The organism is Pseudomonas sp. G5(2012) (assembly GCF_000408945.1).
Taxonomy (GTDB): Bacteria; Pseudomonadota; Gammaproteobacteria; order Pseudomonadales; family Pseudomonadaceae; genus Aquipseudomonas; species Aquipseudomonas umsongensis.
In genome coordinates this window covers 54913-76056 of record NZ_APIO01000044.1, presented here as the reverse complement: position 1 = coordinate 76056, position 21144 = coordinate 54913, and the positions used below count along the sequence as shown (strand labels likewise).

16 protein-coding genes are annotated in these 21144 nt (G+C 60.2%); 9 read left to right on the top strand and 7 right to left on the bottom strand.

The features are described 5' to 3' along the window. Positions 1-27: 27 nt before the first annotated feature. Complete coding sequence (locus tag PG5_RS14905; RefSeq protein WP_020797947.1) at positions 28-468, bottom strand: EamA family transporter; 441 nt, start codon at positions 466-468, stop codon at positions 28-30. A gap of 53 nt (positions 469-521) precedes the next feature. Next, on the bottom strand, positions 522-2705 hold the full coding sequence (uvrD, locus tag PG5_RS14900) for a DNA helicase II (protein WP_020797945.1): 2184 nt from the start codon (positions 2703-2705) through the stop codon (positions 522-524). A 257-nt stretch (positions 2706-2962) separates the two neighbouring features. On the opposite strand from uvrD, the gene PG5_RS14895 reads away from it, so the two are divergent. Further along, on the top strand, positions 2963-5827 hold the full coding sequence (locus tag PG5_RS14895; protein ID WP_020797944.1) for an EAL domain-containing protein: 2865 nt from the start codon (positions 2963-2965) through the stop codon (positions 5825-5827). 87 nt (positions 5828-5914) lie between these two features. On the opposite strand, the gene PG5_RS14890 is transcribed toward PG5_RS14895, so the two are convergent. The 3 genes from PG5_RS14890 to aspA form a co-directional block, all read right to left on the bottom strand. Continuing rightward, the gene (locus PG5_RS14890; RefSeq protein ID WP_020797943.1) at positions 5915-6919 is read right to left on the bottom strand and encodes an asparaginase; all 1005 of its coding nucleotides are present in this window, start codon (positions 6917-6919) and stop codon (positions 5915-5917) included. Positions 6920-7058: 139 nt separating this feature from the next. Beyond that, positions 7059-8510, bottom strand: a complete 1452-nt coding sequence (locus PG5_RS14885) for a sodium:alanine symporter family protein (RefSeq protein ID WP_020797942.1) — start codon at positions 8508-8510, stop codon at positions 7059-7061. Positions 8511-8922: 412 nt separating this feature from the next. Beyond that, positions 8923-10347: an aspartate ammonia-lyase gene (gene aspA, locus PG5_RS14880; protein ID WP_020797941.1), complete on the bottom strand. Its 1425-nt coding sequence runs from the start codon at positions 10345-10347 to the stop codon at positions 8923-8925. Between the two features lie 180 nt (positions 10348-10527). Between aspA and PG5_RS14875 the strand changes: the two genes are divergently transcribed. The 5 genes from PG5_RS14875 to PG5_RS14855 all read left to right on the top strand — a co-directional run bounded on the left by PG5_RS14875 (position 10528) and on the right by PG5_RS14855 (position 14314). Next, positions 10528-11442 carry a LysR substrate-binding domain-containing protein gene (locus tag PG5_RS14875; protein ID WP_020797940.1) on the top strand — a complete coding sequence of 305 codons (915 nt, stop codon included), beginning with the start codon at positions 10528-10530 and terminating at the stop codon, positions 11440-11442. A gap of 308 nt (positions 11443-11750) precedes the next feature. Then, positions 11751-12242 carry a 5-(carboxyamino)imidazole ribonucleotide mutase gene (gene purE, locus PG5_RS14870; RefSeq protein WP_007971731.1) on the top strand — a complete coding sequence of 164 codons (492 nt, stop codon included), beginning with the start codon at positions 11751-11753 and terminating at the stop codon, positions 12240-12242. 11 nt (positions 12243-12253) lie between these two features. Then, positions 12254-13336, top strand: a complete 1083-nt coding sequence (locus tag PG5_RS14865; RefSeq protein ID WP_020797939.1) for a 5-(carboxyamino)imidazole ribonucleotide synthase — start codon at positions 12254-12256, stop codon at positions 13334-13336. Positions 13337-13448: 112 nt separating this feature from the next. Next, complete coding sequence (locus tag PG5_RS14860) at positions 13449-13694, top strand: GlsB/YeaQ/YmgE family stress response membrane protein (RefSeq protein ID WP_020797938.1); 246 nt, start codon at positions 13449-13451, stop codon at positions 13692-13694. Positions 13695-13777: 83 nt separating this feature from the next. Beyond that, the gene (locus tag PG5_RS14855) at positions 13778-14314 is read left to right on the top strand and encodes a DUF3299 domain-containing protein (protein WP_020797937.1); all 537 of its coding nucleotides are present in this window, start codon (positions 13778-13780) and stop codon (positions 14312-14314) included. Positions 14315-14398: 84 nt separating this feature from the next. Here PG5_RS14855 and PG5_RS14850 read toward each other — a convergent pair whose 3' ends face one another. Both PG5_RS14850 and PG5_RS14845 read right to left on the bottom strand, forming a co-directional pair. After that, positions 14399-15298 carry a D-hexose-6-phosphate mutarotase gene (locus PG5_RS14850; protein WP_020797936.1) on the bottom strand — a complete coding sequence of 300 codons (900 nt, stop codon included), beginning with the start codon at positions 15296-15298 and terminating at the stop codon, positions 14399-14401. A 73-nt stretch (positions 15299-15371) separates the two neighbouring features. Beyond that, complete coding sequence (locus PG5_RS14845; protein ID WP_007896491.1) at positions 15372-15776, bottom strand: acyl-CoA thioesterase; 405 nt, start codon at positions 15774-15776, stop codon at positions 15372-15374. 362 nt (positions 15777-16138) lie between these two features. Here PG5_RS14845 and PG5_RS14840 point away from each other — a divergent pair, with 362 nt between their 5' ends. From PG5_RS14840 to PG5_RS14830, 3 genes are all read left to right on the top strand, one after another. Further along, on the top strand, positions 16139-17437 hold the full coding sequence (locus PG5_RS14840; RefSeq protein WP_020797935.1) for an MFS transporter: 1299 nt from the start codon (positions 16139-16141) through the stop codon (positions 17435-17437). A gap of 234 nt (positions 17438-17671) precedes the next feature. Beyond that, a complete protein-coding gene (locus PG5_RS14835; RefSeq protein ID WP_020797934.1) occupies positions 17672-18670 on the top strand; it encodes a phosphate ABC transporter substrate-binding protein PstS in 999 nt (332 codons plus the stop codon). 190 nt (positions 18671-18860) lie between these two features. After that, a complete protein-coding gene (locus PG5_RS14830; protein WP_020797933.1) occupies positions 18861-21143 on the top strand; it encodes an ABC transporter permease subunit in 2283 nt (760 codons plus the stop codon). Position 21144: the final 1 nt, after the last annotated feature.

Sequence of the window (21144 nt, the reverse complement as noted above, 5' to 3'; positions counted from 1 at the left end):
AGTGGATAAGTTCTGTAAGAAGGATGTCTATCGTCGCAGCGCGAGCATGATGACGCCCGCCGTGATCAGGCCGACCCCACTCCATTGGCGCAGATCAAGCTTCTCGCCCAGCAGGACCACACCGAGCACGGCTACCAGCACCACGCTGAGTTTGTCCACAGGGGCAACCAGTGAGGCCGGGCCGACCTTGAGTGCGCGGAAGTAGCAAATCCACGAGGCACCGGTGGCAAGGCCCGACAACAACAGGAACAGGTAGCTTCTGGAGGAGATCGATCCTAAAGACTGATATTGGCCCGTGGCGCACAAAATCAAGGCCAGGCTGACCAGCACCACCACCGTGCGTATCAGGGTGGCGAAGTCTGAATTGACGTTTTCGACACCGATCTTCGCGAAAATGGCGGTCATTGCCGCGAATGCTGCCGATAACAGGGCCCAGAATGTCCAGGAAGAAAAGAAGCCTGAGCCCATGAGTCGTTTTCTTTCAGTTCAGACGATGCATAACCCTGTGGGAGCGGCGGTCTTTAGATCGCTTCCAGCTTGGCATACCCCAGCATCAGCCACTTGCTGCCTTCGCTGAAGTTAACCTGTACCCGAGCCGCCGCTCCGGCGCCTTCGAAGTTGAGGATCACGCCGTCACCGAAGATCGAGTGGCGTACAGTCTGGCCCAGGCTGAAGCCGGTCTGCGGAATCTCGCTGCCGCTGAACAGATTGCTGCCACTCATCGACTGATTGCCGCCGTACGGCCGGCTGACGCTGTTGGAAAGCCGTACTTCCTGAATCAGGCCCTTGGGCACTTCGCGTACGAACCGCGAAACCTTGTTGTAGGTCTCGCTGCCGTAGAGGCGTCGGGTTTCGGCATAGGTCATCACCAGGTTCTGCATGGCCCGAGTGATGCCGACATAGGCCAGGCGACGTTCTTCCTCAAGACGGCCGGGCTCTTCCAGGCTCATCTTGTGCGGGAACAGGCCTTCTTCCATGCCCACCAGGAACACATAGGGAAATTCCAGGCCCTTGGCGCTGTGCAGGGTCATCAATTGAATGCTGTCTTCGTGTTCGTCGGCCTGGGTATCGCCGGCTTCCAGCGAGGCGTGACCGAGGAAGGCTGCCAGTGGCGTCAGGTCCTCGTCCTCTTCGCTGTTTTCGAAGTTGCGCGCCGCGCTGACCAGTTCCTCAAGGTTTTCTACCCTGGCCTGGCCCTTCTCGCCTTTTTCCGCTTCGTGATAGGCGATCAGCCCCGACTGTTCGATGACGGTCTGGGTCATCAGGTGCAACGGCATTTCCATGCACTTGGCGGCAAGGTTCTCGATCAACTCGACAAACGCGCCCAGCGCGCCGGCTGCGCGGCCGGTAACGCCTTTATTGGCCACCAGCTGGCGCATCGCTTCCCACATCGACACATCACTGTGGCGGGCGTGGTCGCGGATCGCTTCGACGGTTTTCTCGCCGATGCCCCGGGCTGGCACGTTGATCACCCGTTCCAGCGCGGCATCGTTGCCACGGCCTTCGAGCAATCGCAGGTAGGCCATGGCGTTCTTGATTTCAGCACGTTCGAAGAAGCGCTGGCCGCCGTAGATGCGGTAGGGAATGCGCTCGCGCAGCAAGGCTTCTTCCAACACGCGCGATTGGGCGTTGGAACGATACAGAATCGCGATATCGCTGCGAGCCAAGCCGGTTTTCAGCGCACTTTCGATGGTTTCGACAACGTAGCGAGCTTCGTCGTGTTCGTTGAACGCGGCGTACAGGTTGATCGCTTCGCCGTCGCCGCCGTCGGTCCACAACTCTTTGCCCAAGCGTCCGGTATTGTTGGCGATCAAGGCATTGGCGGCCTTGAGGATGCCTGCGGTGGAGCGGTAATTCTGCTCCAGGCGAATGGTTTCGGCGTCCGGGAAGTCTTCGGAGTACTGGTAGATGTTCTCGATTTTCGCGCCACGCCAGCCATAGATCGACTGGTCGTCGTCGCCGACCACCATCAGACTGTCGCCACCTTTGGCCAGCAGGCGCAACCAGGCGTACTGCACGGCGTTGGTGTCCTGGAACTCGTCCACCAGAATGTGCCGGAAGCGCTTCTGATAGTGCGCCAGCAAGCCAGGGTGATCGCGCCACAGGTCGAGGGCGCGCAGCAGCAATTCGGAGAAGTCGATGACACCGGCGCGCAGGCACGCGGCCTCGTAGGCCTCATAAATGCTGCGCATGGTCGCCAGGAACAGGTCGCCGCTGGCTTGAATGTGTTGCGGGCGCAGACCTTCGTCTTTCTGCCCGTTGATGAACCATTGGGCCTGACGGGCGGGCCAGCGCTGTTCGTCCAGGCCGAGCTCGCGGATCACCCGCTTGACCAGGCGTTGCTGGTCGTCGCTGTCGAGAATCTGGAAGGTCTGGCTCAGGCCGGCTTCCTGCCAGTGCGCCCGCAGCAAGCGGTGCGCCAGGCCGTGGAAGGTGCCGACCCACATGCCGGCCGGGTTGATACCCATCAGCTGCTCGATGCGATGGCGCATCTCGGCAGCAGCCTTGTTGGTGAAGGTCACCGACAGGATGGAGTGGGGCGAGGCGTTTTCGACCTGGATCAACCAGGCGATACGGTGCACCAGCACTCGGGTTTTACCGGAACCAGCACCGGCCAGGACCAACTGACGACCCACGGAGGCAGCTACGGCCTGGCGTTGGGCATCGTTGAGAGAGTTCAGCAGAAGGGAGAGATCATCGCGCATCGGGCCATTCTAGGGGGCCGCGTCACCCCGGGCAAACCCCGCTTCGTTTTAGCCGATGAAAGTTACGCAAGGGACGACCGGTCAGTCATCGGCTGCAATCGTTTGCCGTGCCTGTTTGGCGGCATTTTGCCACCGCTGGCGGCTGATACTTTGGTCTGTTTTTTGATCGGGAGCAGTTTGGTCCGGGCATTGGCTTGTGTATGCTCCGTCGACGTTTCGGGCACATGCTCATCATTATAAGAACAAGAACACTGCCTATGACCCTCAGCTTCGACCTGTCGGGCCCTACTGTGGAGCCCAGGGTTATTCGTAAACAATACGCCATGGAAATGGCGGTCGAACGCACGCGTCTGTTGTATCAGGGGTCCTTGCTGCCCACGCTGTTCATGTTGATCAATGGCCTGGTCTGCGCCGGATTGCTCTGGAGTCCGCAGCGCTACTTCCTGGTCAGTGTCTGGCTGGTGTGGTTGCTGTCGCTGGTGGCATTGCGGGTGATCCAGGTGGCGGCCTTCGATTCGGCGATTCCCAACCGCCAGGCTCATCCGATCTGGCGGCGCATGTTTTTACTGGGCTCGGGTCTCACGGGCCTGACCCTGGCTGGCGCCGGTATTGCTCTGGTTCCTGCCGATAACTTCATTCAACAAGCCTGGGTCTTTGGCCTGATCGGCGCCGCGGCGCTGTCGGCCAGCGTGGCCTATGCGGTGAGTTTGCCGGCGTTCCTGTCCTTCACCTTACCCTGCCTGTTGCCGGCCATTGCCTATATGTTCTGGGGTGGGGATGAGCACGGTTGGGGCTGGTTCGGCTTGATTTTGCTGGGTGCGCTGAGTGTGGTTGCCTGGCAAGTGAACCGGCTGATCGATCGGGGCCTGTTGCGACGCTTCCAGAATCAGGCGCTGATCGAGAATCTGCAGCAGGCGCAGAACTGCAGCGATCAGCTCAATCAAAAGCTGGCCAGGGAAATCGATCAGCGTCGGCGTGCCGAAGACGAATTACGCGAAATCCAGGTCGACCTGGAAAACCGTGTCGCCCAGCGCAGTCTGGAGCTGGACGCGGCCAACCAGGCGCTGAGCAAGAGTGAGGCGCGCCTGGCACTGGCACTGAAGGCCAGCGAACTGGGGTTGTGGGACTGGAACCTGCAAACCGATGAAGTCCATCACACGCAGATCCAGGAATTGTTCGGCCTGGAGCCGGACCAGGTGACGGCATTATTGCGCCACCTCAAACCGCGCTTGCATCCCGACGACCTTCCTGCACTGAAAAAGGCGTTGGTCGAGCATTTGAAGGGGCGCACCGAGGATTACCAGATCGAGTACCGCGTGCGGCATGGCGATGGCCATTGGGTGTGGATCGAGGACCGCGGACGGGCGGTGGAACGTGCCGCCAACGGCCGGGTGATTCGCATGGTGGGCACGCGGCGCGATATCAGTGTCAGCAAGGTCCAGGAAGAGCAACTGCAACTGGCGGCGACCGTGTTCGAGGCCGCCAGCGAAGGCATTGTGATTTTCGATCCGAATTATGCCGTGATCGCGGTCAACCAAGCCTTCAGCCGGGTCACTGGCTATGAAATCGAGGAGGTTCTTGGACGCAACGTGGTCGAGTTGCCCTGCAGTCGCGATGCGCGCCGGCATTACGGTGCGATCCATCTAACCCTGGAGCAGCACGGCAATTGGCAGGGTGAGCTGGTGGAAACCCGCAAGAGTGGCGAGATGTATCCGCAATGGCTGCAATTGACCGCCGTACGCGATACTCGGGGAAATGTCAGTCATATCGTGGGCTTCTTCGCGGATCTCTCGGCAAGGCGAGAATCCGAGGAGCGCATGCGCTACCTGACCCATCACGACGAACTCACGGGGCTGGCCAATCGCTCGATGTTCCGCGAACGACTCAGCGAAGCACATCAGCGGGTACGCCAGGGCGGTTATCGCAGCCTGGCTTTGTTGCACATCAATCTGGATCGCTTCAAGCAGCTCAACGACAGCCTGGGTCATGAGGTGGCCGATCAGCTATTGCAGAAAATGGCCCGGCGCCTGGTCAACGCATTGCCCGAGGCAGACACCATCGCACGCTTGTCCGGCGATGAATTCGCTGTCCTGTTCAATGCCTACGGCAACCTCTCCAGTCTGGCGCGAGTGGCGACTCGCTTGTCGGCCAAATTGCGTGTGCCGGTGACCGTCGACGGTCATGAGCTGGTGGTCAGCGCATCCATGGGTATCAGCCTGTTGCCGGACAACGCCCGGGAAATATCCGCATTGGTCAGTCAGTCGAACATGGCTATGCAGCACGCCAAGCATTTGGGGGGTAACAATTTCCAGTTCTACACCGATAGCTTGCAAGCCAGCACCCTTGAGCGCCTGCAGCTGGAAAATCATCTGCGCAAAGCGGTCGAAGATAAGCAACTGAAGGTGTTTTACCAACCGAAGCTGTGCCTCGCCACGGGCAAGCTCAATGCTGCCGAGGCCTTGGTGCGTTGGGACCACCCGACCATGGGGCGTGTGCCGCCGGGGGATTTCATTGGCTTGGCGGAGGAGACCGGTTTGATCGGCCCAATCGGCGAGTTCGTCTTGCGCCAGGCCTGCTGGCAAGCCTGCGAATGGCAGCGCCTGGGGCTTGAGGGAATTCGGGTGTCGGTCAATCTGTCGGTGCACCAATTGCGTCAGGGCAAACTGGTTAGCCTGGTGCGTCAGGTCCTGGAAGAAACCGGACTGGCGCCGCATTACCTGGAGCTGGAACTGACCGAGAGCCAGTTACTCGATAGCGTCGAGCACATTATCGCGACGTTCCAGCAACTGCGTGATTTGGGCGTTACGCTGGCGATCGACGATTTCGGCACCGGGTATTCGTCCCTGAGCTACCTCAAGCGCATCCCGGTGGATTACGTGAAGATCGATCAGGCGTTTATCCGGGGCCTGGGAGAGGGTACGGCAGACGCGGCGATCACTCGGGCAATCATTGCGATGGCGCACGGCTTGAAATTGAAAGTGGTGGCTGAAGGCGTGGAACGGCTGGAGCAGCTTGAATTTTTGAAAGCCGAACATTGTGATGAAGTGCAAGGCTATCTGATCAGCCGGCCGGTTGAGGCCGAGGCCCTGGCACGGTTGCTTCAAGTACAAGGTGTAAGTTGATCGACGAGGTTTTCCGCCAGACACCTGATGTGTCTGGCGGAAAGTTTTAAAGCGTGGGAAACAGGCTGATGGGTAAGCTTCGATGTATCAGGCCAGCTCCCCACACAAGTCCAGTTCAATTAGCCGCCGGACCTCCGCAGGTTCAAGTCCTGCCCCCAGCAAGCCATGCAGCTTGCCGAACGCCGCTTCACGGGTCATGCCGCCACCTGAAAGCACACCGGCCACCCGCAAACGACTGCCCGCCTCATACACGTCCAGTTCTACGCCACCTTCGTGGCACTGCGTGACTGCCACCACCACGACGCCCGCGTCCCGCGCCCGTTCCAGGCTGGCGAGGAACCCGGGATTGTCGCTCGGCCCGGTACCGCTGCCGTAGCATTCCAGCACCAGGCCCTGAATACCGCTGTCGATCAGGCCATCGAGTATTTCGGCGCCGATGCCGGGAAACAGCGGTAACACTGCAACGTTCGCCTGTTGCCGGGCTTGGTTGTAATGCAGTTGCGCCGGAATCGAAGACGCTTTCGCACCACCACCCTGACGTTCCAGTCGCTTGAACGGATGACGGCCGAAACTGCGCACTTTCGCGCAATGGGTTGGGTCCAGCAATTCACCGTGGAAGTACAAGTGCACACCCGGAGCCAGGCCCTGGCCCAATGCAACCAGGGCGCCGCCGAGGTTTTCCCAGGCATCGCTGTCGGTCACGCCGGCCGGCAACATCGAGCCGGTAAAGCAAACGCGTGCGTGCAGGCCGAGCAATTGAAAGCTCATGGCGGCGGCGCTGTAGGCGAGGGTGTCGGTGCCGTGCAGGATCAGCACGCTGTCGCAACCTTGCACGTCCACGGCATCGACCACTGCTTCACGCAATTGCTGCCAATACGCCGGGGTCATGTTGGCGCTGTCGATCAGCGGCGACATTTCGCGAAAGCGCCATTGCGGTACCACGAGATCAGGCTGGCTGTGCAGGTACTCACGCATCCGCGCTTCGAAACCGGACGCCGGCGCCAGGCCGTGGGCACTGGCTTGCATGCCGATGGTGCCGCCCGTGTAGAGCACCATGACGTGCTGGGCGGCAGGGTAGGTCGAGGAATTCATGGAGCTGCTCCGAGAACGATGATGTCCTGTGGGAGCGGGCTTGCTCGCGAAGAGGGAGTGTCAGGCGACATTAGTGTTGTCTGATACACCGCTTTCGCGAGCAAGCCCGCTCTCACAAGGGATTTCGCACTTTAACCGATCAGCGTTGCGCTGCGGGCACGCCTTGCGGCACGGCTTCGGCCTTGGTGGTGACTGTAGGCGGATTGGCTGGCCAGGCCTGGCGATCCAGATCCAGGTCCGGGAACTTGCTCGAATCGAACACCGGCGTCTTGATCCCGGCTGCACGCTGGTCATCGTAGTCGCGCAGGATGCGCATGCCGACCTTGAACAGCAGGAACAGCGCGATCAGGTTGACGAACGCGAGCATCGTCATGGTGATGTCGGCAAAGGCGAACACGGTCCCGAGGTTTTCGATGGCGCCCCAGAAGATCAGCACCAGAACCAGCGCACGGTAGCCCATCAGTGCCTTGCGGTTTTCACCGATCAAAAAGCGCAGGTTGCTCTCACCCAGATAGTAGTTGTAGAGGATCGAGGTGAACACGAACAACGCCAGCGCCACGGAAATGAACATCCGGCCCCAGTCACCGACCACGGCAGCCAGGGAGTTCTGGGTCAGGGCAATACCGTCGCCTTCGAAGCCCGGGGTGTAGAAGCCCGAGAGCAGGATCAGCAGGGCCGTGCAGGTGCAGATCACGAAGGTGTCGAGGAACACACTGAACGCTTGAACCACGCCTTGGGCGACGGGGTGCTCGACCGAGGCCACCGCGGCCACGTTCGGCGCGCTGCCCAGGCCCGCTTCGTTGGCGAATACGCCACGTTTAACGCCCATGATAATCGCGCTGCCGATCAGGCCGCCAAATGCCTGGTCAAGGCCGAAGGCGCTTTTAACGATGGTCATCAGCATGCCCGGTACCTGATCGAACTGCAGCACGATCACGTAGATGGTCACGCCGATGTACACCAGGGTTTTCACTGGCACCAGCAGGTCGGCGACCTTGGCGATGCGCTTGATCCCGCCGATGAACACCAGGCCCAGCAGTACGGCAAGGCCAAGGCCGGTCCAGGTGGTATCGAGGCCGAAAGCGTTGTTCAGCGAGTGGGTCACGGCATGGGATTGCAAACCGTTGAAGGCGAAGCCGAAGGTAATCAGCAGCAGGAACGCCATGATCATTCCCAACCAGCGCTTCTGCAGGCCGTGCTGGATGTAATAGGACGGACCGCCACGGAAGGTGCCGTCGGCATCGGTGCGTTTGTAGAGTTGGCCGAGGGAGCATTCAAAGAAGCTGCTGGACATGCCGACCAGTGCGGTCACCCACATCCAGAACACGGCACCGGGGCCGCCCAGTGTCACGGCAATACCGACACCGGCGATGTTGCCTGCGCCGACACGACCGGCAAGGCTGAGCATCAGGGCCTGGAACGAGCTGAGTTGCCCAGCGCTGCTTTTGAGGCTGTCCCGGAACACCGCGAACATGTGGAAGAAGTGACGCAATTGAACGAAACGCGAGCGGATCGTGAAGTAGCTACCGAGCCCGACAATGAGCACGATCAGTACTTTCCCTGAGAGGAAGTCGTTAATGACTTCGAGCATGGTTATTCCTCGCTGTTTTTTGTGTAGGCAGATGCTGGCCAGGAAGAAACATCGTGTTACATCCGTTCGCGCACGGCATAACGGATCAGGCGAAGTTCGTCCCGGATTCATATCGCGGGTTTGTTGTTAGTTCGGGTTTCGCATGGGTTGTGGCCTCGCTACCGACGACCGCTCACGCGAAGAGGGGCGGCACTATACCGATGACAGTGCCGTCCGTCTGCACGGTTGTGGTGCAAGATCAAAAGATCGCAGCCTGCGGCAGCTCCTACAGGGACCGCATTCCCCCGTAGGAGCTGCCGAAGGCTGCGATCTTTTCGCTTGTAAAAAAAAGGGCTTGGAGAGAAATCTCCAAGCCCTCAAAAGGTGAGAGGTGTCTAGTCCCTCGACCTGGTGAGCGGTGCTACAGCGTTGGTTAAGCCTTCAGAGGCACCAGACGCGGGGCAATCATGTTTTCCGGGCGCAGGATGTCGGCGAGCATGGCGTCGTCGAGCAGACCTTCTTCGCGCACCAGTTCCAATACGCCGCGGCCGCTTTCGAGGGCGATGCGGGCGATACGGGTGGCGTTTTCATAGCCGATGTACGGGTTCAGCGCGGTCACCAGGCCGATCGAGTGCTCGACCAGTTCACGGCAACGTTCTTCGTTGGCGGTGATGCCGGTGATGCAGTGCTCGCGCAGCATGTCCATGGCGCGTTGCAACAGGCGGATCGAGTCGAAGATCTTGAAGGCGATCAGCGGCTCCATCACGTTCAGTTGCAGCTGGCCGCCTTCGGCCGCGATGGTCAGGGCCAAGTCGTTGCCGATGATCTGGAACGCTACCTGATTCACGGCTTCCGGGATTACCGGGTTGACCTTGCCTGGCATGATCGAGCTGCCTGGCTGACGCGCCGGCAGGTTGATTTCGTTGATGCCGGTTCGTGGGCCGCTGGACAGCAGGCGCAGGTCGTTGCAGATCTTCGACAGCTTGACCGCGGTGCGCTTGAGCATGCCGGAGAACAGCACGAAGGCGCCCATGTCAGAGGTGGCTTCGATCAGGTCGGCTGCCGGTACAAGCGGGTGACCGCTGATGGTGGCCAGGCGCTGAACGGCCAGGTGCTGGTAACGCGGGTCGGCGTTGATGCCGGTGCCGATTGCGGTACCGCCCAGGTTCACTTCGGTCAGCAGCTCGGGTGCCAAGGTCTTCAGGCGTGCCAGGTCTTCGCCCAAGGTCGTGGCGAACGCACGGAATTCCTGGCCAAGGGTCATCGGCACAGCGTCTTGCAGCTGGGTACGGCCCATCTTCAGGACGTGGCTGAATTCTTCACCTTTGGCGGCGAACGACTGGATCAGGCTGTCGAGGCTGGCCAGCAGCGCGTCATGACCCAGTAGCAGACCCAGGCGGATCGCGGTCGGGTAGGCGTCGTTGGTCGACTGCGCCATGTTCACGTCGTTGTTCGGGTGCAGGTACTGGTATTCGCCCTTCTGGTGACCCATGGCCTCCAGCGCGATGTTGGCGATGACTTCGTTGGCATTCATGTTGGTAGAAGTGCCAGCGCCGCCTTGAATCATGTCCACCACGAATTCTTCGTGGAAATCGCCGCGGATCAGTCGTGCACAGGCTTCGCTGATGGCCGCGTGCTTGGCTTCACTCAAGTGACCGAGCTCGCGGTTGGCGTCAGCGGCGGCTTGCTTGACCATGGCCAGGCCGACTACCAGCTTCGGGTAATGCGAGATCGGAACGCCGGAGAGACGGAAGTTGTTCACCGCTCGCAGGGTCTGGATGCCGTAATACGCTTGAGCCGGTACTTCGAGTACGCCAAGCAGGTCTTTTTCTGTGCGGAATGATGCAGCGGAGGACATGATAGAAATCATCTCAATATGGACCCGGGCTGTGCCGGAACACTGCAAATGCTAGGCTTGTGGAGAATTTTGGGCCAATGCTGTTAAACACTGGCCTATGCACATTCGGCATAATGCCCATGTGACGCCATGTTGACGGCGAGCGTGTGACCTAATTTGGTGCGTGTCCGGGAGGATGTGATGAATCTGGAAAGTAAATGGCTGGAGGACTTCAGTGCCCTGGCCGCCACCCGCAGCTTCTCCCAGGCAGCGGAACGCCGCTTTGTGACTCAACCGGCCTTTAGCCGCCGAATCCGCAGCCTCGAAGCCGCGCTGGGATTGACCCTGGTCAACCGCTCCCGCACGCCGGTCGAGCTGACGGCGGCAGGCCAGTTGTTCCTGGTTACCGCGCGTACCGTGGTCGAGCAGCTCGGTGAGGTGCTGCGCCACCTGCATCATCTGGAAGGCGGGCAGGGCGAAGTGATGCAAGTCGCGGCGGCACACTCACTGGCTCTTGGGTTTTTCCCTCGCTGGATCGCGCAACTGCGCAATGAAGGCTTGAACATCGCCACACGGTTGGTCGCCACCAACGTTGGCGACGCCGTGCATGCGTTGCGCGAGGGCGGTTGTGACTTGATGCTGGCGTTCTATGACCCGGACGCGGCCATGCAGATGGACCCTGAGATTTTTCCTTCCTTGCACCTTGGGCACACCGAAATGCTCCCGGTGTGCGCGGCAGACGAGCAGGGCAAGCCCCTGTTCGACCTGGAGGGCGAGGCAAGCGTGCCATTGCTGGCCTACAGCGCGGGTGCGTTTCTCGGACGCTCGGTCAATGGGCTGTTGCGCCAGCGCGCGCTGCGCTTTACTACTGTTTATGAAACCGCCATGGCCGATAGCCTGAAAAGCATGGCCCTGGAAGGGCTGGGGATTGCCTGGGTGCCGCAACTGAGTGTGCGCGCCGAACTGGCACGCGGTGAGTTGGTGGTCTGTGGCGGTCCGCAATGGCATGTGCCGCTTGAGATCCGCCTGTATCGCTGTGCGCTGGTGCGCAAGGCGAATGTGCGGTTGTTGTGGCGCAAGCTGGAGGGCGGGGCAGCGCAGGGCACCGCCGGTTAACGATGCCTTTGTAGGAGCACAGCTTGCTGGCGATGGCGTCTTCGAAATCGCCATCGCCAGCAAGCTGTGCTCCTACAGGGGGCGGGGCGATGGCGAGTATTTCTACTGACCTTAGAGTCAATAAATCCGGTGCTTTGCGGTGGGTGACAGATGGTCGCAATGGGGGCTGTTTATCTGCTTCATTGAGGTATACTGCGCGGCCTTCGGCCGGTTCGCCTGGCCATAATTCGTACAATCAAGCCACGCATTCTGCGTGGCTTGTTGTTTTTTGATGCGCCTGCGGGCGCCCAGAGAGAAGAGGCACGACGATGAGTGCATTGGTTGGCGTGATCATGGGCTCCAAGTCCGATTGGTCCACCCTTAGCCACACCGCCGATATGCTGGAAAAGCTCGGCATCCCTTACGAGGTGAAAGTGGTCTCTGCCCACCGCACCCCGGACCTGCTGTTCCAGTACGCTGAAGAAGCCGAGGCGCGTGGCATCGAGGTGATCATCGCCGGTGCCGGTGGCGCAGCCCACTTGCCTGGCATGTGTGCAGCCAAGACCCATCTGCCGGTGCTGGGCGTGCCGGTGCAGTCGGCGATGCTCTCGGGCGTCGATTCGCTGCTCTCCATCGTGCAGATGCCAGCAGGCATTCCGGTCGCCACCCTGGCCATCGGCAAGGCCGGTGCGATCAACGCCGCCCTGCTTTCGGCGAGTATCCTGGGCGCCAAGCACCCGCAGTTCCACGCGGTGCTGAAAACCTTCCGTGCTGAACAGACAGACAGCGTCCTGGAAAATCCAGACCCACGCATCGCCTGAGGTTGTTGACGATGAAGATCGGTGTAATCGGTGGCGGCCAATTGGGTCGCATGTTGGCGCTGGCGGGAACTCCGCTGGGTATGAACTTCGCTTTCCTCGACCCGGCGCCGGACGCGTGTGCTGCCGCGTTGGGCGAGCACCTGCGCGCCGATTATGGCGATCAGGATCACCTGCGTCAGCTGGCCGATGAAGTCGATCTGGTGACTTTTGAGTTCGAGAGCGTCCCGGCGGAAACCGTGGCGTTCCTGTCGCAGTTCGTGCCGGTTTACCCGAGTGCCGAAGCCCTGCGCATCGCTCGTGATCGCTGGTTCGAAAAGAGCATGTTCAAGGACCTGGGCATTCCAACCCCGGCGTTCGCCGACATTCAGTCGCAAGCCGATCTGGACGCCGCCGTGGCTTCCATCGGTCTGCCAGCCGTGCTGAAAACCCGCACCCTGGGTTACGACGGCAAGGGCCAGAAAGTCCTGCGTACAGCTGAAGATGTGGTTGGCACTTTCGCCGAGCTGGGCAGCGTGGCTTGCCTGCTGGAAGGTTTCGTACCCTTCACCGGCGAAGTCTCGCTGATCGCCGTGCGCGCCCGCGATGGCGAAACCAGGTTCTATCCGCTGGTACATAACACCCACGACAGTGGCATCCTCAAGCTGTCCGTGGCCAGCACCGATCACCCGTTGCAAGCCTTGGCCGAAGATTATTCCAGCCGTGTGCTCAAGCAGCTGAATTATGTTGGCGTGATGGCGTTCGAGTTCTTTGAAGTCGACGGGGGCCTGAAGGCCAACGAAATTGCCCCGCGCGTACACAATTCCGGGCACTGGACCACCGAAGGTGCCGAGTGCAGCCAGTTCGAAAACCACCTGCGGGCGGTCGCCGGCCTGCCGCTGGGTTCAACCGCCAAGGTCGGCGAAAGCGCAATGCTGAACTTCATCGGTAAAGTGCCGGAGACCGACAAAGTCCTGGCCATCGCCGATTGCCACCTGCATCACTACGGCAAGGCATTCAAGGTCGGCCGCAAGGTGGGTCACGCCAATCTGCGCTGTGCAGACCGCGAAACGCTGGCCGCACAGATCCTCAAGGTCGAAGCGCTCATCGCCGAGTAAAACAGTTTCATGTGGCAGCGGCGGAACCATTCAGGGACCGCCGTTCTCTCATGGCAGGATGCCAAAGTCTGACTAGGCTTTGGACACTGCCATTTAATCAGAGGGAAATGCCATGGGAATCATCGGAACCATCTTTATCGGCTTGATCGTCGGCCTGCTGGCACGCTTCCTTAAACCGGGCGATGACAGCATGGGCTGGATCATGACCATCCTGCTTGGTATCGGCGGTTCGCTGGCAGCCACCTACGGCGGCCAGGCTCTGGGTCTCTATCAAGCGGGTGAAGGCGCAGGCTTCATCGGCGCACTGGTGGGCGCCGTCATCTTGCTGGTGATCTACGGCTTGATCAAAAAGAACTGACTCAAGCGACAAAGTCCTCTCGGCTGCGCAGCCCGGGAGGACTAGAATGCCCGGCGATCTCCTTAACCCTACCGGGCATTTTCATGCGACGTCTTCTGCTGACTCTTGTTTTACTGAGTACGGGCCTTGCCCATGCCGGCGAGCTGCCGGAAACCGACTGGCTCGAACTGATGCCCAAGTCGGACCAGAAAGCCCTCGAGGCCATGCCTGAAATCGACCACGACTCTCCGGAAGCCAATGGCACCTTCACTGAAAAAGGTGGCATGAAGCAGAGCAAGGGCTTGCCCGCGGTGATGTATTCGACCAAGACCGTAGCGTCCATGAACGACAAGGAAATCCGTATCGGTGGCTATCCGGTACCGCTGGAGTCCGACGCCAAGGGCCGCAGCACCTTGTTTTTCCTTGTGCCATACCCGGGGGCCTGCATCCACGTACCGCCGCCGCCACCCAATCAATTGGTGCTGGTGCGTTATCCCAAGGGTTTGAAGCTGGAGGATATCTACACGCCGCTGTGGGTGACCGGCACGCTGAAGATCGAGAAGGTCAGCAATGACCTGGCGGATGCGGCGTATGCGCTGGACGCGGCGAAGGTGAGGGTGGTGCAGGAATCGGACCTGTGATCGAGTGAAGCAAAAAGATCGCAGCCTGCGGCAGCTCCTACAGGGATCTGTGTAGGAGCTGCCGCAGGCTGCGATCTTTTGATCTTAAAGCACTTTGCTGCCAATACTCACGCCGAGTGTATGACTGGCCCCCGGAGCCAAAGCCACCACATCACCCATCACATTTGCCGTTTCAATGCACAGCATGCGTTGCCAGCCATCGTCGGCCATGTCGCTGAAAGCCGCGGCGCGTTCGGTCCATGGGTTCCAGATTACAGCCGAACGTGAACCGGAACTGGTGAGCTCGATACGCCGCTCCCAGGACGGGTCGACAATGCTGAGCTGGGTCGGCGTATCGAGGTAAATGCGATCGGTTTCGCCGGTAAAGTGCAAGTCACCGGACTGGGTCACGGTTTTCCAGTCGTCCAGCGTCTCGATATAGCTCAGCCCGTCCAGCCCTTCGACATGCACATTTCGCACATCACTGACGGCGAAATAGCTGTGCAGCGCCTGGCTGATCGTGACGGTGTCGGTGCCCTGGTTGTGACTGGTCAGGCTGATATGCAGTTGCTCATCCAGACGAATGCTCAACTTCAGGTCGACCTTGTGCGGCCAGCCAGGCAAGCCGCCTTCGGGGCAAGGCAAGAGGAACTCGATCTTCAGGCTTTCGCCCTCGGCCTCGATGCCGCCCAATTCCCAGTCGATCGCCCGTACCAGCCCGTGAGCGGCGGCGGGTTCGCTGCTGATGCGCATTGCCTGGACACTCTGCGGGTTGCGCGCCAGGTTGCCGAACCACGGCCAGCACACTGGCACACCGGCGCGGATGCTTTTGCCCGCCTTGAACACGGCCTCGTCGTTGAGCCAGATCAGCGGTGGCTGGCCGGCCACTTGATAGCTGAGGATGTGCGCGCCTTGCTGGGCCACCAGCAATTCGGCCTGGCCGTGGCGGATGCGCCAGCAGTTCAGTTCATCCAGTTTGACGGCTTCAACGTTGGGCGTGCTCATGGGACAGCTCTCGATCAGTAACAATGACTGCAATGGACCGCAAAACGCTTATCGGGTTTAACGCAGCCCGTTTTTAACGTGCCCGGGGCGGAACCGAACGAGTACGGCCGCTGCCATCGATGGCGACGAACACAAACACCGCTTCGGTAACTTTGCGCCATTCGCTGGACAGTGGATCGTCGCTCCAGACCTCGACCATCATCTGGATCGAGCTGCGGCCGATTTCCAGTGCCTGGGTATAGAAGGAGAGCTGGGCGCCCACTGCGACCGGAACCAGGAATGCCATGCGGTCGATCGCGACAGTGGCCACGCGACCGCCAGCCACCTTGCTGGCCATCGCAGTACCGGCCAAGTCCATCTGCGCCACCAGCCAGCCGCCGAAAATATCGCCAAAGCCGTTGGTTTCGCGAGGAAGCGCGGTAATTTGCAGGGCCAGGTCGCCTTGCGGGATCGGATCTTCTTGTTCGAGCTCTATCATGCGGGGGGTGCCTCTGACCCGTGACTCTTCGTTGTGTAGCGGATAAATAGCCGTCCTGGAAAAACGATTCATCCCCGAACTCACTGCGTTCGTCACGTTTTTCGTAAGGCGCCTAAAGGGAAACTCTGCGAAATCGCCTATGAACCTGACAGGCGTTTTCGCACAGCAACCCCTTACAAGCTATTACACAATTGCGAGTATATCGGTCGATAGACTCCGATACGACCGTCCGGTTCTCATTTTGCCCATCAAATACGCGCCTCTATGTGCTTTTTCGAACAATTTGCTATCGTGCCGGTCCTGCCCGAGCCCTTGCCAGCGTTGTTGGGGCGGCAGACCTGACTATAAGAGAAGCCCTTGCCATGACCACAGCGCCCTCGAGTATCGCGCAGCCTTCCCCATCCGCACGTCCGCTGACCCGCAACGACTACAAGACGCTATCACTGTCGGCCCTGGGCGGCGCGCTGGAGTTCTACGATTTCATCATTTTCGTGTTCTTCGCCACGGTGGTGGGCAAGCTGTTCTTCCCGGCGGACATGCCCGAGTGGCTGCGCTTGATGCAGACTTTTGGCATCTTCGCCGCCGGCTACCTGGCGCGGCCACTGGGCGGCATCGTGATGGCGCACTTTGGCGACCTGTTGGGGCGCAAGAAGATGTTCACCCTGAGCATCTTCATGATGGCGGTGCCAACCCTGATCATGGGCCTGTTGCCGACCTATGCACAGATCGGCATGTGGGCGCCGATCCTGTTGCTGCTGATGCGGGTGATCCAGGGCGCGGCAATTGGCGGTGAGGTGCCGGGTGCCTGGGTCTTCGTTTCTGAACACGTACCGCAACGGCATGTCGGCTATGCCTGCGGCACCCTGACCAGCGGCCTGACGGCGGGTATCCTGCTGGGTTCCCTGGTTGCCACGGCGATCAACAGCATTTACACGCCAGTTGAAGTGGCGGATTACGCCTGGCGGATCCCGTTCCTGCTCGGTGGCGTGTTCGGTCTGTTCTCCGTGTACCTGCGCCGTTGGCTGCACGAAACTCCGGTGTTCGCCGAGCTGCAGCAGCGCAAGGCTCTGGCCGAGGAGGTGCCGTTGCGCGCGGTGCTGCGTGACCATCGCGGTGCAATTGCCATTTCGATGCTGCTGACCTGGCTGTTGTCCGCCGCCATCGTGGTGTTGATCCTGATGACCCCGACCGTGCTGCAGACGGTCTACCACTTCGCGCCAACCACCGCGTTGCAGTCCAACAGTGTGGCAATCGTGTTCCTGAGCATTGGCTGCATCATTGCCGGTGCGTTAGCGGATCGCTTTGGTGCGGGGCGTGTGTTCGTTGTCGGATGCACGGCGTTGCTGGCCAGTTCCTGGACGTTCTATCACAGCCTGGCCGACCATCCCGACTGGTTGTTCCCGCTGTATGCCCTGACTGGTCTGCTGGTGGGCACCATCGGCGCGGTACCGTACGTGATGGTCAAGGCGTTCCCGCCAGTGGTGCGTTTCAGCGGCCTGTCGTTCTCGTACAACGTGGCCTACGCGATTTTCGGTGGTTTGACGCCGATGGTCGTCAGCCTGCTGCTCAAGGAAAGCCCGATGGGACCGGCGTATTACGTGGCGGTGCTGTGCGGGGTCGGGATTTTGGTGGGGGCGTATCTCTGGAAGAAAGGGCGCTAATTCACCGCCGATCGTTCCCACGCTCTGCGTGGGAACGCAGCCAAGGTCGCTCCGCGGCCCTTCCTAAAGCTGGAACGCGGAGCGTCCCTTGAGGCGTTCCCACGCAGAGCGTGGGAACGATCTGTCGGCAGATGCTGGCCTTTCATCCAATTGTCATATTTCAGCCATAGAGTGTTCACACGGCCTGCTGATACTTGGCCCCGAATAACACACCCTATCTGCTAGGAGTAAGGCATGAAACTGAAGCGTTTGATGGCGGCAATGACTTTTGTCGCTGCTGGCGTTGCGACTGCCAACGCGGTTGCCGCTGTTGACCCTGCTATCCCGAGCTACACCAAGACCACTGGTGTGTCGGGCAACCTGTCCAGCGTCGGTTCCGATACCCTGGCCAACCTCATGACCCTCTGGGCTGAGAACTACAAGAAAGAATACCCGAACGTAAACATCCAGATTCAGGCCGCCGGTTCGTCTACCGCGCCACCTGCGCTGACCGAAGGCACCGCTAACCTGGGCCCGATGAGCCGCAAGATGAAGGATAACGAGCTGCAAGCCTTCGAAACCAAGTATGGCTACAAGCCAACCGCTATCCCGGTTGCCGTGGACGCCTTGGCTGTATTCGTGCACAAGGACAACCCGATCAAGGGCCTGACCATGGCTCAAGTCGACGCGATTTTCTCCTCGACTCGCCTGTGCGGCGCCAAGACCGACGTCAAAACCTGGGGTGATCTGGGCGTGACCGGTGACCTGGCCAACAAGCCGCTTCAACTGTTCGGTCGTAACTCGGTATCCGGCACCTACGGCTACTTCAAGGAAGAAGCCCTGTGCAAAGGCGACTTCAAGCCGAACGTCAACGAACAGCCAGGTTCGGCTTCGGTCGTGCAGTCGATCAGCTCCTCGCTGAACGGTATCGGTTACTCGGGCATCGGCTACAAGACTGCCAGCGTGAAAACCGTTGCCCTGGCCAAGAAAGAAGGCGGCGAGTTCATCGAAGACACCGAAGAAAACGCCCTGAACGGCAAGTACCCGCTGTCCCGCTTCCTGTACGTATACGTCAACAAGGCCCCGAACAAGCCTCTGGCCCCGCTGGAAGCCGAGTTCGTGAAGCTGGTTCTGTCCAAGCAGGGCCAGGAAGTCGTGGTGAAAGACGGCTACATCCCGCTGCCAGCCAAGGTTGCAGCAAAAGCACTGGCTGACCTGGGTCTGCAGGAAGGTACCGAAGTCGCAAAAAAGTAAAACCCTGATCCGGGGCTAACCCCGGATCTCTTTGGGGGGCTTGTGTGGTGAGGGGATTTATCCCCTCGCCACGGAATTGCGTTCCAACACCCCCAAATTTTTCGCTCCGCTGCCGGTTTCACCGGGCGGCGGATTTGTTGCGTCACTGCACTGTCATCTTTCTGTCATACAGGATCGCTAGGGTGTGCGAATGAATGATCTGGCCAATTCCACAATGACTACAAATCCCCCCAAGCGAATTGATTTCAATACGCCTGAGCTACAACGCAAGCGCCGCATCCGCGCGCTCAAGGATCGCCTGACCCGTTGGTACGTCCTGGTGGGCGGCCTCGCCGTTCTCGGCGCGATCACGCTGATCTTTTTCTTCCTCGCCTACGTCGTTGCGCCCCTGTTTCAGGGTGCCAGCCTGACATCCAAGGACGCCATCACGCCGGCCTGGATTCAAGACGCCGGCAAGCCGTTGATGATCTCCCTGGAAGAGCAGAACCAGGTCGCGATGCGGGTTTCCGACAAGGGCCAGGCACTGTTCTTCGACATCGACAGTGGTGTCGAACTCAAGCGCGTCGATCTGCCGATCCCGGCCGGTGCCAGCGTGACGTCCATCGGTGACGACCAGCCAGGTCACCCACTGGTGGCGGTGGGCTTGTCCAACGGCCAGGCCATGGTGTTCCGCCACACCTACAAAGTCAGCTACCCGGACGGCAAGAAGACCATCTCGCCAGCCATTGAATACCCGTATGGCGAATCCCCGATCACGCTGAACGAGGCGGGTGGTGCGCTGGAACACGTCAGCCTCAACGCCAACGATTCGACCCTGATGCTGGTGGGTTCTACCGGTTCGCAACTCAATGTTTTGTCGCTGACCAGCGAAGAAAACATGATGACAGGCGAAATCACCAGCGAGCAGAAGCGCATCGATCTGCCGCAGATGACCGAGCCGGTGAAGAACATCTTCGTCGACCCGCTTCAGCAGTGGCTGTACGTGATCAACGGTCGTGCCCAGGCCGACGTCTTCAGCTTGCGTGACAAGAGCCTGAACGGTCGCTACAAGCTGCTGGAAAACGGCGAAGCCGAAATTACCGCCAGTACCCAGCTCGTAGGCGGTATCTCGCTGATCCTTGGCGACTCCAAAGGTGGTCTGGCCCAGTGGTTCATGGCCCGCGACCCGGATGGTGAGCAGCGCCTGAAGCAGATCCGCACCTTCCAGATGGGCACCACGCCCATCGTTGAAATCACCGCCGAAGAGCGCCGCAAGGGCTTCGTCGCCCTCGACGCCTCGGGCAAGCTCGGGGTGTTCCACAGCACCGCACACCGTACCCTGCTGGTCGACCAGGTGGTCGAAGGCCAGGGCTTGTTCGGTCTGTCGCCACGGGCCAACCGCGTGATCGTGGAGGCCGGCGGCAAGCTGCAACCGTTGCTGCTGGACAACCCGCACCCGGAAGTATCGTGGAGCGCGTTGTGGAGCAAGGTCTGGTACGAGAACTACGACGAGCCTAAATACGTCTGGCAATCGACCGCCGCCAACACCGACTTCGAACCCAAGCTGAGCCTGTCGCCGCTGACCTTCGGTACCCTGAAAGCCGCGTTCTACGCCATGCTGCTGGCCGCTCCATTGGCCGTCGCCGCGGCGATCTACACCGCGTACTTCATGGCTCCGGGCATGCGCCGCAAGGTCAAGCCGGTGATCGAGCTGATGGAAGCGATGCCGACGGTGATCCTCGGTTTCTTCGCCGGTCTGTTCCTCGCCCCTTATGTGGAAGGGCATCTGCCGGGCATCTTCAGCCTGCTGATGTTGCTGCCAATCGGCATCCTGGTCGCCGGTTTCACCTTCAGCCGACTGCCGGAATCGATTCGCCTGAAAGTCCCTGACGGCTGGGAAAGTGCCCTGCTGATTCCAGTGATCCTGTTCGTCGGCTGGCTGTCGTTGTACATGAGCCCGTTCATGGAGAACTGGTTCTTCGGCGGCGACATGCGCATGTGGATCTCCCACGACCTGGGCATCACCTACGACCAGCGCAACGCCCTGGTGGTCGGCCTGGCCATGGGCTTCGCAGTCATCCCGAACATCTACTCCATCGCCGAAGACGCCGTATTCAGCGTGCCGCGCGGCCTGACCCTGGGCTCGCTGGCCCTCGGTGCAACGCCGTGGCAGACCATGACCCGCGTGGTGATCCTCACCGCCAGCCCGGGCATCTTCTCGGCGCTGATGATCGGCATGGGTCGTGCGGTCGGCGAAACCATGATCGTGTTGATGGCCACCGGTAACACCCCGGTCATGGAAATGAACCTGTTCGAAGGCCTGCGTACCCTGGCCGCCAACGTCGCGGTGGAAATGCCGGAGTCGGAAGTCGGCGGCAGCCACTACCGCGTGCTGTTCCTCTCGGCGCTGGTGCTGCTGCTGTTCACCTTCGTCATGAACACCCTCGCGGAACTGATTCGTCAGCGTCTGCGCAAGAAATACTCGTCGCTTTAAG